The organism is Saccharopolyspora indica (assembly GCF_027853965.1).
Lineage (GTDB): Bacteria > Actinomycetota > Actinomycetes > Mycobacteriales > Pseudonocardiaceae > Saccharopolyspora > Saccharopolyspora indica.
In genome coordinates this window covers 153,710-166,033 of record NZ_JAQGLB010000017.1, presented here as the reverse complement: position 1 = coordinate 166,033, position 12,324 = coordinate 153,710, and the positions used below count along the sequence as shown (strand labels likewise).

Here is a 12,324-nt window from a genome sequence, read left to right as displayed (position 1 = left end):
GCGACTTTATCGGTAACGCCGTCAGCCGGTCCGCGGGTGCTCTTTTCCGGTAGCCCGGCGGTGTGATCCGCGCACCCGGGATTGGTGGGCATGGTGTAATCAAGGGGGAATCACAGCCGTGTGATTCCGCGAACGCGCCGAAGGCCCGGATCGCGAGGCGAGGAGTCGGATGGACGCCGCCCAAATGCTGACCGCGCAGGAGATCGCTCGCCAGTGCGAGCAGCTGGCGCGCGGGCAGGAGCAGCGGGCAACGCCGGAGGGGCGGCGATTGCGGGCCGTCGAAGCGGTGCCGGAACAAGCACCCGCGCCCGAGCCGGAACAAGCGCCCGCCCCGGAGCCGGAACTGCTGCCGTCCGGCGAGCTCACCGTCCGGGAGCGCGGCGTGCTGGCGTTCGAGTCGCAGTGGTGGAAGCGCTCGGGCGCGAAGGAGCGGGCGATCCGGGAGCTGTTCGACATGTCGCCGTCGCGCTACTACCAGGTGCTGAACGCGCTGCTGGACAGTCCTGCAGCTTTTCGGGCTGACCCTATGCTGATCAAACGGCTGCGCAAGGCACGGGCGGCGCGGCAGCGCGAACGGGCCGCTCAACGACTGGGAATCGAGTTGCACTGATGACTTCAGGGGAATCCGCCGGACCCGCCAAGGCCAAGCTCATCGGCTTCGGGCTGATCGGGGCCGGTGTGATCGCGGGCGCCATCGGCATCGCCACGCTGGTCTCCGGCGGCGACGCGCCGAACTCCGCCCAACCGCTGCCCCCCGAGCCGGGGAACTACCCGGCCAAGTCGTCGCTGGTGCAGCAGCCCCCGCCGCCCGCCGCCACCGAGCCGGTCCAGCAGCAGCCCGAGAACCCGCCCGCGCCGCTGCCCTCACCGGAGAACCCGGGCGGCCAGCAGGTTCCGCCGCCGCCGCAGCGCCCCGACTCGCCGGGCGGCTCCGGCCAGCAGTCCGAGGTGATCGTGGTGCGGGTCTACAACAACAGCACGATCAGCGGACTGGCGCACCGCGCCGCGGAGGACTTCCGCCGCACCGGCTACGACGTGCCGGAGGTGGGCAACTACTCGGCGGGCCTCATCCCGACGACGACGGTCTACTTCCGCCCGGGCACCCCGGAGGAGACCCAGGCCAAGCAGCTCGCGGCCCGCTTCGGCGCCCGCGTCGAGCCCCGCTTCGACGGCATCCAGGACGCCACCCCCGGCCTGATCGCCATCATCACCAACGACTACAAGGGCCCCGTCGACGCCAAGTAACCCGATCGGGCAGCCCAGCGTCCCCTTCCGCCCCAGGTGGGCGTCAATTTCGTACGAAATTGACGCAGGGCCGGGTGACGGTCAGGGGCGGTGGGAGTGGGCGTAGGACTCCAGGGATGCGAGTTGGGCGGGGTCGAGGGAAGGGCGGACCGCCTTGCGGGCGGTGGTGAGGTGGGTTGCCGAGACCTCGGCCGCGGAGATGGATTCGCGCATCGCGGTGAGGGCCGCTTCTCGGATCAGGGCTGCGCAGTCGGCCGCTGAGTAGCCGTCGAGGTCGGCTGCCAGGGCTGGGATGTCCACATCGGAGGCCAGCGGGGTGTTCTTGGCCGCGGCGCGCAGGATCGCCTCGCGGGCTTCGGCGTCCGGCGGGGGTACGTAGACGAGGCGCTCCAGGCGGCCTGGGCGCAGCAGGGCCGGGTCGACCAGTTCCGGGCGGTTCGTCGCGCCGAGCACCACCACGTCGCGCATCGGCTCCACGCCGTCGAGCTCGGTCAGCAGCGCGGCCACCACGCGGTCGGCCACGCCGGAGTCCGATGACTGGCCGCGGCGGGGCGCCAGTGCGTCCACCTCGTCCAGGAACACCAGCGCCGGAGCGGCGTTGGCAGCGCGCAGGAACAGCTCCCGGACCGCGCGCTCGGACTCGCCGACCCACTTGTCCATCAGCTCCGCGCCCTTGACGGCCAGCACGTTCAGCCGCCCGCTGCCCGCCAGCGCGCGGACCAGGAACGTCTTGCCGCAGCCCGGCGGCCCGTACAGCAGCACGCCGCGCGGCGGCGCCACGCCGAGCCGGGTGAACGAGTCCGGGTACTGCAGCGGCCAGAGCACCGTCTCGGTGAGCGACTGCTTCACCTCGGTCATGTCGCCGACGTCGTCCAGCGTCAGCCCGCCGGTCTGCAGGTTGTCCGATGTGGACATCGAGATCGGCCGAACCGAGGCCAGCGCCGCCACCAGGTCCTGCTGGCGGATGCGCGGGTCGGCGGTGTCGGCCTGGTGCCGAAGGGCGGCCCCGACGGCGGCCTCCCGGCACAGCGCGACGAGGTCGGCGACGACGAACCCCGGGGCGCGCTCGGCGATCTCGGACAGCTGCACGTCGCCGTCCAGCGGCGCGTTGCGCAGCAGCACCCGCAGCAGGTCGGTGCGGGTGGCGTCGTCCGGGAGGCCGAGCGTCAGCTCCCGGTCGACCAGGCCCGGTTCGCGCAGCCGCGGGTCGATGGACTGCGGCTGGGAGCTGGTGACGACCACGGCGAGCCGGTCGGTGCCGATCGCGGCGCGGATCGCGTCCAGCGCCACGGTGGCCAGCGGCGGCGGTTCGGTGCCCGGCAGCAGGCTCTCCACGTCGGTCAGCAGCAGCACGCGGTTGCCCTGGGCGCTGGTGGCGCGGTTGATCGCGTCCTGCAGGCGCTTCGCGGCGGCGCCCGGTTCGAGCGCTGCCACGCTCGGCGCGGACAGCTCGACCAGCTCGGCGCCGATGTCGGCGGTGACCGCGCGGGCCAGCGTCGCCTTGCCGACCCCGGACGGCCCGCTGAGCAGCACGCCGAGGTGCGGTTCGGCACCGAGGCGGCGCAGCAGGTCCGGCTGGTCGAAGGCCAGGCGCAGCCACTCGCCGAGCCGCTTGGCGGTGTCGCGGGAGCCGACCAGGTCGGCGACCGGGACCACCGGCTCGCTCGGCTGCTCCACCGGTGCCGGTGGTGCCGCGACCGGTGCGGCGGCGGGCTCCGGGCTGCTGACGTCCCGCCATTCGACCACTGTGGACGGACGAACGGCGACCGCGCCCGCCGGTTCGGTGGCGGCCACGGTGATCAGCTCGTTGGTCCAGGTCATGCCGATGGCGGTGGACAGCTTGCGGCGCACCTCGACGGCGTTGCCGGTGGTCGTGGGCGCCACGTCCTGCGGCAGCAGCGAGACCGAGTCGCCGGTGCCGAACACCTTGCCGGTCAGCGCCAGCCGCAGCGTCTCCGGGGCGACGGTGGCCCGCGCGATCCGCGAACCGGCGATGACCACCCGCTGCGCCGCGCTGACCTGCACCGGGGCGACGCCGACCTCGGCTCCTTCGGCGAGCCCGAGGTTCATCAGCGCGACGTCGTCCAGCAGCACCACGCCGGTGGGGCTGCCGGCCCCGGCAGCGGCGGCGAGCGCCACGGTCACCCGCGCTCCGGTGAGCTGCACGGCGTTCCACGGCCGCAGCCCCAGCGCATCGAGCACTTCGGGGTGCAACCGCACCACCCCGCGCCGAGCGTCTTTGGCGGAGGGCGAAACCCGGGCGGTCAGCGTTATCGACGACACGCCGCGAGCTTAACCGCGCGCTACCGCCTCATCAGCGTTACGCGAGTTCCATCGAAGTCGTGTGTCCGACTTCAACGGAACTCGCGTCATCCAGGGCGGCTCAGCGGTTGGTGTCGTTGCGGTCGCGGCGCAGTTCCAGGCGCCGCCAGCTGCGGCGGGGGCCGTTCGGGTGGCTGTAGCGGCGGCGCACGCGGCGCGCCGCGCCCGCCACGCTGCGGCGCAGCGGCGGGCGGAGGCCGGTGCGGCGGCGGATCGCCCGCCGCTCGCGCGGCGGTGCTTCCCACGCCTCCGGGTGGTTGGCCAGCCAGTTGTGCCGGTAGATCGCGTACGGCACGTGCAGCAGGTAGATCACCATGGCGATGGCCAGCGAGATCAGCGGGAACATGATGATCGCGGCCGCCAGCAGCGCCACCAGCACCAGCAGCGGCGCGACCAGGCGCGGCGGCACCTTGACGGTCTTGAGCGACAGCGTGGGGACCCGGCTGACGGCGAGCGCGGCGATCAGCACCATCCAGATCATCACCACGGTCTGGTCCGCCCACCAGCCCGGGTGGCCGAAGTGCGCGGTGATGATGAGCGGCAGCAGCGCGAGCAGCCCGGCCGCCGGGGCGGGCACGCCGACGAAGAACTCCTTGGCGTACGGCGGCTGGTCGGCGTCCTCCAGCAGCGTGTTGAACCGCGCGAGGCGCAGCACCATGCACGCCACGAAGATCAGCGCGGCCACCCAGCCGAGCCGGTTGTCCTGCAGCTGCCAGGCGTAGAGCGTCAGCGCCGGGGCGACGCCGAAGGACATCGCGTCGGACAGCGAGTCCAGTTCGGCGCCCATCTTGGAGGTGGCGTCGAGCAGGCGGGCGATCCGCCCGTCGAGGCCGTCGAGCACCGCGGCGACCGCGATGGACCCGATGGCGCCGGGCAGGTTGCCGGTGAGCGCGAACTGGACCGCGGACAGCCCGGCGCACATGGCCAACACGGTGATCGCGTTGGGCAGCAGCCGGACGCCGGGAGTGGTCCGCATGCTCATGAGTCGCCCCGGGGCAGCTCGGCGAGCGCCGTCTCGCCGCCGATGGTGCGCTGGCCGGGCTCCACCAGGATCCGGCTGCCCGCGGGGACGTAGAGGTCCACGCGGGAGCCGAAGCGGATCAGCCCGTAGGTGCGGCCGGCGGGCAGCTCGTCGCCCTCGGCGACCGAGCAGACGATGCGGCGGGCCACCAGGCCGGCGATCTGCACCACGGCCACCCGGGTGCCGTCCGCGCCGCGGATGACCATCGAGTTGCGCTCGTTGTCCTCGCTGGCCTTGTCCAGGTCGGCGGAGAGGAACTTGCCCGGCCGGTAGGCGATGGTCTCGATCCGCCCGGCCAGCGGGATGCGCTGGACGTGCACGTCGAAGATGGTCAGGAACGCGCTGATCCGGACCATCGGCTCGTCGCCGAGGCCGAGTTCGGCGGGCGGCACGGCGGGCTCGATGTGCGAGATCGTGCCGTCGGCGGGGGCCACCGCGAGGCCTTCGCGGCTGGGCGTGGTGCGCGCCGGTTCGCGGAAGAACCACGCGCACCAGGCGGTCAGCACGCCGCCGAGAACGCCGGCGGGGCGCCAGATGCGGCGCAGCAGGAGGGTCGCGGCGGCGGCGCCGAGCACGAACGGACGTCCGGCCGGGTGCATCGGTGGGATGGTGTCGCGCGCGAGGCCGGCGAGGTGGGCCAGCGGGCTCTTCTTCGGTTCTTTCGCGGTGCTCATCGCGGTGCTACGCCCCTGCGTCGGCGGGTCCTTGGTGCGGCCGCGCGGTCGCCGGTCCCGCAGGTGCTCGGGTCCGGTGGCCGGTGCCGTGGTCGGTACAGCATCGCGGACGCCTCGGGCCAACTGACGCCAGGGGGCGTAGTTGATCAAGAACAGCCGAGCTGACCTGCGCATATGGCGCGCTGGAATGGTACCGCTGCATTGATCCCGAAGTCACCCGACGGGGTGAAAACAAGAAACAGGGACCGTTCGGCGGCTCCCCGTAGTCGCCGAACGGCCCCTGCTCGCGCGGGTCCGTGCGCCCCCCGACGGCGCACGGCCCTCGAAGTGTCCGCCGCCACCGGGCAAGCAGTGGTGTTCAGCGGACGTCTAGTAGATGCATCTGCACGACTGTTCGTTACGCGGATTCCAGTGTAATTGACGTCACACAAACTCCGTAGCCGCTTTCGGAGGATGCTTCCAGGCCGTTACATGACGCGGAGTGATCAACTTGCGGCTCGAAGTCACTCGAACGTTTTCATCTTGGCCGACGACCGCCGCCGCGATGATCGACGTGCCGCACTGCGGAAGGTGTCGCATGCGCCGCAGGCGCATAGCCCACCCTCGCAGCTGGCACCGCCGCGGGTTCTCAGCGTTCGCCTGGCGAGGACGGCCCGGCCGCCGTGTATTGGTCTATACATCAGGTCGGGCACCCGCAGTCCAGGCGGGCGCTGAGGTTCCGCTACCGGCACCGCAACGCAGAACGAGCCTGGAAATGGCTCTACTCGATCGCGGCTAGCGGTTCTTCGACGTTCATCCGTGCGCCCATCAGCTCGCCGAGCCCCCGGTACGGGTCGCCGTGCTCCACGCCGTCGGCGCTGCTGCGCAGCACCAGCTCGGAGGCGCCGTCCTCGTCGCCGCGCACCAGGCCGTCGTCCAGGTCGGACACCGCGTACTCGTCGAGGTAGAGCTCGAGCGACAGCGACCAGCCCGCGCGGTCCTGGTCGAGCCGGGCGCTGGCCACGTCGCGGCTGTCCACCCACTGCGCGCCGGAGCGCTCGCGGAGCTCGCCGACCGGCGTCGCGGCCAGCTCGCCGAGCTGCTCCAGCTCCGCCTCGCGGAACCGCGCCAGGGTGCCCGCCAACAGGCGCTTGGTGGTGCTCGCCGAGCTGGGCAGCAGCACCAGCCCCCGATCGGTGACCAGCAGGTCGTAGCTGCTGCCCGCGCACTGCACCGGGCTGACGATCCCGGCCAGCTCCGGCTCCGGCTCGGCCGCCGGGCGGCGCGCGTGGTTCAGCGGCACGCCCAGGTTGACCAGCGCCCGGTGCAGACCGGGGATCAGCCGGGGGTCGACCACCGCGGGCCGCACCAGCCGGTCGGCGTCCAGCGGCTGGCCGCCTGCCAGCCGGACCGGCGGCGGGCCGCCCCAGTCCAGCTCGTGGTGCGCGCGGCGCGCGCAGACCAGCGCGTCCACCACGACGCAGCCGAGCAGCTCGACCAGGGTGTCCTCGGCGGCCTGGTCGATGAGCTCCGGGTTCAGCCCGGGGTTGAGCACCGGGTTGATCAGGTCGCGGCCCTGGCCGCGGTGGATGGCCGCCAGCACCCCGGCGATGGACGGCTCGATCGGCAGCCCGCTCTGCTCCACCGCGGAGCTCAGCAGCGCGGCCTGCTCGGCGACGTGCGCGGCACCGGCCCGCTGCGCCAGCTCCGGCCACGGCAGCCGCTGGTCGAGGCCGTCGACCAGCAGCCGTCCCTCCAGCTCGGGCACGCTCTTGCGCGGGTTCTTCAGCACGGCGAACGCGGGCCGCTCGTCGAGCTCGCGGTCGCCGGTCTTGATCCGCTTCATCGCCTCGATGCGCTTGCGGGTGCGCGGCTCCTCGGCGATGGTCTGCTTGGCCCGCTCGGCCAGCCGCGGCTTGCGCGCCGGGTGGGCCATGAAGTTGCGGAAGCCCAGCAGCACGTCCGGGGCGTGGCCGATCGCGGTGGCCATGCTCAGGTACTCGTCGGCGTACTCGCGCCAGCCGATCTCGACGGCCACCGCCTTGCGCAGCGCGAGCACCGCGGTGCGGGTCCCGGCCTCCCGGACGGCGACCGCGTCGGCGGCCAGCTCCAGGTCCTGCGCGGTGGTGGCGGCGACCGTGGTGAACGCGCGGGCGTACCCGTTGAACAGCCACTTGGTCGGCCCGCCGGTGAGGCCGGCCGCGGTGCGCTCGACGCTGGCCGACGTGCGGTAGGCGAGCACGGTGAGCCGGTTGCGCCCGGTCAGGCGGCCGATCTCGCGGGCCATCGCGGCCCGCAGCTCGCTGACGTTGAGCGCCGCCAGCAGCGGCAGCCCGAGCTCCAGGTACCGGGTGCGGGTGCGCAGGCCGAGCAGCGCGGTGTCCTCGCGGACCACCACGACCGGCTCGGAGGTGATCCGGATCTCGTCGGGTTCGGGGGCTTCGGCCGAGGCGGCGATGGAGTTGGCCATCCGCCACAGCTGGGGTTGCTCCGCGCGGTCCAGCCGCACCCCGCGGGCTCGCACCCGCGAGCGCAGCACGGCGCGCAGGCCGACCGCGAACAACGCGCCGACGACCAGTGCCGCCGCGGCGGCTTTGAGCCCGCTGGTCCGGTCGTAGCGGAAGGTGACGACAGCGATCGAGAGCAGGCCGAGGACCAGCGCGATCGGGGCGACGAAGAAGGCGATGTGCAGCGCCAGTGCCAGGGCGGCGCGCCAGGGGCCACGCACGTGCAGAACTCCGGAGGGGTGGGCGGGACGGTGGTGCAGTCTTCGCGACGATGCCGGATCCGTCAATCCAGCAGCATCACGTCCACTGTGGACTCCGCGGCGAGTTCGGTGACGCCCTCGGGGATTTCCAGCAGGCAGTTCGCCTGCGCGAGCCCGGCGAGCAGGTGCGAACCGGGCGCGCCCTGCAGGCCGACGGTGCCGGTGGCCGGGTCGAACCGGCCGCGCCGGTACTGCCGCCGGTCGGTGGGCGCGGTGAGCGGCTCGGTGAGCACCGCCCGGCGCACCGGCCGCCGCGTCGTCCGGTGCCCGGCCGCGGCGAGCAGCGCGGGGCGCACGAAGACCTCGAACGACACCATCGAGCTGACCGGGTTGCCCGGCAGCGTCACCACGGCCATCCCGCCCCGGTAGCGCCCGCAGCCCTGCGGCATGCCCGGCTGCATCGCGACCTTGGTGAACTCGACGCCCTCGCCGGTCAGCGCGTCCTTGACCACCTCGTACGCGCCCGCGCTCACCCCGCCGGAGGTGATCAGCAGATCGGTGCTCGCCAGGTGCGGGGCGAGCGCGCGGTGGAAGGCCTCGACGTCGTCGGGCACGAACCGCAGCAGCGTCGCCTCGGCACCGGCCTCGCGCACCGCGGCGGCGAGCATCAGGCCGTTGGACTCGTAGATCTGCCCGGGCTGCAACGCCGTGCCGGGCTCGACCAGCTCCGAACCGGTGGACAGCACGAGCACCCGCACCGGGCGGTGCACGGGCAGCTGCGCGGCGCCGATCGCCGCGGCGACGCCGAGCTGAGCGGCGGAGAGGGTGGTGCCCGCGGTGAGCACCGTGGCGCCTGCCACGACGTCCTCGCCCGCCCGCCGCACGTGCGCGCCCGGCTGCACCGAGGCGAACGCCCGCACGTGCTCGGTGCCGCGGTCGGTGCGCTCCACCGGGATCACCGCGTCCGCGCCCGGCGGCATCTGCGCGCCGGTCATGATCCGGTGCGCGGTGCCGGGCTGCAGCGGCGGCACGTCGATCCGGCCAGCCGGGACGTCCTCCTGGACCGGCAGCTCCACCGGCTGCTCCGGGCTCGCGTCGACCAGGTCCACCGAGCGCACGGCGTAGCCGTCCATCGCCGAGTTGTCGAACGGCGGCAGCGAGATCGGCGCGACCAGGTCCTCGGCCAGCGCGTGCCCCAGGCAGTCCGCCAGCGGCTTGACCTGCACCGGGGTCGGCTGCAGCAGCGCCGCGACTTTCGCCTGGTGATCGGCGACCGCGGTCAGGTCGGGAGTTCCGGTTCCGTTCGGCACGCCCCGATCATCGGCCATCACCACCCCCGCTGTCGCCACTGGCGTGTGAATCGACACCGGATCCTGTCGTGGCAGACTCGTCCGAGCGCGTCCGGATCCGGGCATCGCGGCGCACGTGTTCGCCGAAACCGCAGGTCGGCGGCTCGTGCGCGGCGCGGGTCGAGCCGGGCGCCGTCGGACACAGGAGGTATTCGTGCAGGTTCGGACCCGCCACACGCCGTCCTTCGGGGTGGCCAGGTTGATGCTGGCCCCGGGCGAGCCGGTGCAGGTCGAGAGCGGCGCGATGCTCGCGACCAGCTACGGGGTGACCGTCGACGCCCGTGCGCAGGGCGGCTTCCTGAAGTCGCTGGCCCGCGCCGCGCTGGGCGGCGAGTCGTTCTTCGTGTCCACCTTCACCGCGCCGCAGCAGGGCGGCTGGGTGGACGTGGCGCCGAACCTGCCCGGCGACCTCAACGTGCTCGAGCTCGACGGGCGGGTCGGCTGGTGCATCACCAAGGGCTGCTGGCTGGCCTCGGCGAGCACGGTGCAGCTGGACACGCAGTGGGGCGGGTTCAAGAACCTCTTCGGCGGCGAGGGCGGGTTCATGACGCACGCCGCGGGCCAGGGGCCGATGGTGGTCTCCTGCTACGGCGCGCTGGACGTGGTGACCCTGCAGCCCGGTGAGTACGTCACGATCGACACCGGTCACGTGGTGGCATATGCCGATACGGTGCAGAGCCGTTTGCGGCAGATGAGCCAGGGCGCGATGCAGTCGCTCAAGAGCGGTGAAGGCCTGGTCTTCGATTTCGCCGGGCCGGGGCAGATCCTGACTCAAACTCGCAATCCCCGGGGCCTTGTCAGCTGGCTGCAGGCGAATGGTCTCGGAGCCCGGTCCTGACCGGACTCGGCATCCGGCGCAATCGGCTGTTCGGGTGACGGCGAAAGTCGGAACCGAAATCCGAATGGTGCGCCTGCTCCGTTCGGGAAAGGCCGGGTCGGCGCCATTCCGCCGACCGGCGCAGTGCGCGGGCCATGACCTGCGGGGAATCGGTGGAACGCCGAGGTCGACGGCGGCTGGACGCCTGCCTGCGGCGCCGCTCCGCCGGGCGCTTTCGCTGTGGGCGGAATGGATTGGTGCCGTTGGGGGAACATTCCGGCGGGATAACGGACGGTGTCCGGTTGCGGCACCCGTTCGGCCCAGTCGTTAACGGAAAAGTTGCATTGCCGAACCCGCGACGAGATCCGAATTCGGGGGTAGTGTGACCGTTGCTCCAGCGGCGTTCGCGCCGTGCATCACTTTTCATGAGGAGGACGCCGTGGCGGTCGGCACGGTCAAATGGTTCAACTCGGAGAAGGGCTACGGATTCATCGCAACGGACGGTGGATCTGATGTGTTCGTCCATTACTCCGCCATCGACATGTCGGGTTTCCGCACCCTTTCCGAAGGGGACCGGGTGCAATTCGAGGTGAAGGCGGGGCGTGACGGCCGCACCCAGGCTGACGGGGTCCGCAAGGTCTGATCGAGCACGCTCGCGGCCCGGTCCCGTCCCTCGGGGCCGGGCCGCTGTGCTGGGGCTCACCGGGGTCGATCGAGCCCGGCCGGGCCAACCGTGAGACGAGCGTGATCTAGGCCGGTTACGCTGCTGCTCGTGTCGGAAGACCTCACCGGGAAGCGTCTCGGCCACTACAAGATCGACGGAGTGCTCGGTCGCGGTGGCATGAGCGTGATGTACCGCGCCACCGATGTCCGACTCGGCCGCAAGGTCGCCCTCAAAGTCATGGGCGAGCACATCACCGGTGATGCCGAGTTCCGCGAGCGCTTCGTCGACGAGGCGCGCAACACCTCGGCGATCGACCACGCCAACATCGTGCCGCTGTACGACTTCGGCGAGGTCGACGGCATGCTCTTCATCGCGATGCGGCTGGTCGACGGCTCCGACCTGGCGAGCCTGATCAAGGACGGGCCGATCTCGCCGAAGCGCACCCTGGAGCTGCTCTCGCAGATCTCCGAAGCGCTGGACATGCTGCACGAGCGCGGCCTGGTGCACCTCGACCTGAAGCCGGCCAACGTGCTGGTGACCTCGCGCGAGTCCGTCCACGAGCACGTCTACCTGGCCGACTTCGGGCTGACCAGGCGCGGCGCGACCGGCCACCGCACCTCCAGCGGCGACTTCCTCGGCTCGCCCACCTACGCGGCGCCGGAGCACCTGCGCGGCGAGCCGGTGGACGGCCGCACCGACCAGTACGCGCTGGCCTGCATGCTCTTCGCCTGCCTGACCGGCCGGCCGCCGTTCCAGGGGCAGGTGCAGGAGGTCATCCAGGGCCACCTCGCCGCCGAACCGCCGCCCGCCACCTCGCTGGTGGTGCTGCCCGCCGCCATCGACGAGGTGCTGCGCCGGGGCATGGCCAAGAAGGCCGACCAGCGCTTCAGCAACTGCCAGGACCTGGTCTCGGCCGCGCGCGCCGCGCTCGGGCAGGCCGCCGGGGACGCCCCGCCGCAGCCGCGCTCGGTCGTCCCGATGCCCGGCCCGCAGCCGGTGCAGTACCCGCCGAGCCAGCCGATCCCGGCGCAGGGCTACCGGCCGCCGTACCCGCAGCAGCAGCCGCCGCGCCCGCTGCCGCCGCCGGGCAACGACCCGGTGCGGCTGCGCCCGCCGATGCCCGCGGGCTCCTCGTCGTTCGCGACCACGTCGTCGAGCAGTTCGACGAAGTGGATCGTGCTGACGCTGGTCGGCGTCGCGCTGGTGCTGATCATCGTGGTCTTCGTGGTGATGGCCACCTCGATCGGTGGTTCCGGCAGCACCGACACCACGTCGACGACGTCGGAGACCTCGTCGTACAACAGCAACGACCTGCCCACGACGGTCCCCACGGGCGACTGACCCGCCGCCGACTCGCTTGCACTCGACTGGGGAGAGTGCTAAACACGGTATTGGCACTCAGCAAGGTTGAGTGCCAGGTCGGGACGGTGAGGCCGTCTCCGGCGGTACCACCAGACGGTACCGCCGCCGGTCGTCCGTCGCGGGCACCGCGCCTGGCCGAGCACGAGTCTTGCCGTGGGGTGCGTACCCACCTCCGCGGCGTCCA

Annotated in this window: 10 protein-coding genes; 5 read left to right on the top strand and 5 right to left on the bottom strand. The window is 72.3% G+C overall.

Annotated elements, in window-relative coordinates:
- The first annotated feature begins 268 nt into the window (after positions 1-268).
- Both OU416_RS29985 and OU416_RS29980 read left to right on the top strand, forming a co-directional pair.
- Positions 269-610, top strand: coding sequence for a DUF3263 domain-containing protein (locus tag OU416_RS29985; RefSeq protein WP_270930428.1), 342 nt, complete (start codon positions 269-271; stop codon positions 608-610).
- Positions 610-1,245: a LytR C-terminal domain-containing protein gene (locus OU416_RS29980; RefSeq protein WP_270930395.1), complete on the top strand. Its 636-nt coding sequence runs from the start codon at positions 610-612 to the stop codon at positions 1,243-1,245. The genes OU416_RS29985 and OU416_RS29980 overlap by 1 nt, the downstream gene beginning before the upstream one ends.
- Before the next feature lie 81 nt (positions 1,246-1,326).
- On the opposite strand, the gene OU416_RS29975 is transcribed toward OU416_RS29980, so the two are convergent.
- The 5 genes from OU416_RS29975 to moeA all read right to left on the bottom strand — a co-directional run bounded on the left by OU416_RS29975 (position 1,327) and on the right by moeA (position 9,276).
- A complete protein-coding gene (locus tag OU416_RS29975) occupies positions 1,327-3,528 on the bottom strand; it encodes an AAA family ATPase (RefSeq protein ID WP_270930394.1) in 2,202 nt (733 codons plus the stop codon).
- A gap of 100 nt (positions 3,529-3,628) precedes the next feature.
- Positions 3,629-4,549 (bottom strand): CDP-diacylglycerol--serine O-phosphatidyltransferase, encoded by a 921-nt coding sequence (pssA, locus tag OU416_RS29970; protein WP_270930393.1) that lies wholly within the window; start codon positions 4,547-4,549, stop codon positions 3,629-3,631.
- On the bottom strand, positions 4,546-5,262 hold the full coding sequence (locus OU416_RS29965; protein ID WP_270930392.1) for a phosphatidylserine decarboxylase: 717 nt from the start codon (positions 5,260-5,262) through the stop codon (positions 4,546-4,548). Before OU416_RS29965 ends, pssA begins: the two co-directional genes overlap by 4 nt.
- A 760-nt stretch (positions 5,263-6,022) precedes the next feature.
- Positions 6,023-7,969 (bottom strand): M48 family metallopeptidase, encoded by a 1,947-nt coding sequence (locus OU416_RS29960; RefSeq protein WP_270930391.1) that lies wholly within the window; start codon positions 7,967-7,969, stop codon positions 6,023-6,025.
- A gap of 62 nt (positions 7,970-8,031) precedes the next feature.
- Positions 8,032-9,276 carry a molybdopterin molybdotransferase MoeA gene (gene moeA, locus OU416_RS29955; RefSeq protein WP_270930390.1) on the bottom strand — a complete coding sequence of 415 codons (1,245 nt, stop codon included), beginning with the start codon at positions 9,274-9,276 and terminating at the stop codon, positions 8,032-8,034.
- Positions 9,277-9,451: 175 nt separating this feature from the next.
- Here moeA and OU416_RS29950 point away from each other — a divergent pair, with 175 nt between their 5' ends.
- The 3 genes from OU416_RS29950 to OU416_RS29940 all read left to right on the top strand — a co-directional run bounded on the left by OU416_RS29950 (position 9,452) and on the right by OU416_RS29940 (position 12,119).
- Entirely contained in the window at positions 9,452-10,135 is a 684-nt protein-coding gene (locus tag OU416_RS29950; protein WP_093357848.1) for a TIGR00266 family protein, read from the top strand.
- A 418-nt stretch (positions 10,136-10,553) separates the two neighbouring features.
- Positions 10,554-10,757: a cold-shock protein gene (locus OU416_RS29945; protein WP_093158410.1), complete on the top strand. Its 204-nt coding sequence runs from the start codon at positions 10,554-10,556 to the stop codon at positions 10,755-10,757.
- Positions 10,758-10,886: 129 nt separating this feature from the next.
- Positions 10,887-12,119 (top strand): serine/threonine-protein kinase, encoded by a 1,233-nt coding sequence (locus OU416_RS29940; protein ID WP_270930389.1) that lies wholly within the window; start codon positions 10,887-10,889, stop codon positions 12,117-12,119.
- The last annotated feature ends 205 nt before the right edge of the window (positions 12,120-12,324 follow it).

Bases quoted from the DNA above. Each gene is read 5' to 3' on its own strand.
- moeA (WP_270930390.1), bottom strand. From the start codon at position 9,276: ATGGCCGATGATCGGGGCGTGCCGAACGGAACCGGAACTCCCGACCTG.
- OU416_RS29965 (WP_270930392.1), bottom strand. From the start codon at position 5,262: ATGAGCACCGCGAAAGAACCGAAGAAGAGCCCGCTGGCCCACCTCGCC.
- OU416_RS29980 (WP_270930395.1), top strand. From the start codon at position 610: ATGACTTCAGGGGAATCCGCCGGACCCGCCAAGGCCAAGCTCATCGGC.
- pssA (WP_270930393.1), bottom strand. From the start codon at position 4,549: ATGAGCATGCGGACCACTCCCGGCGTCCGGCTGCTGCCCAACGCGATC.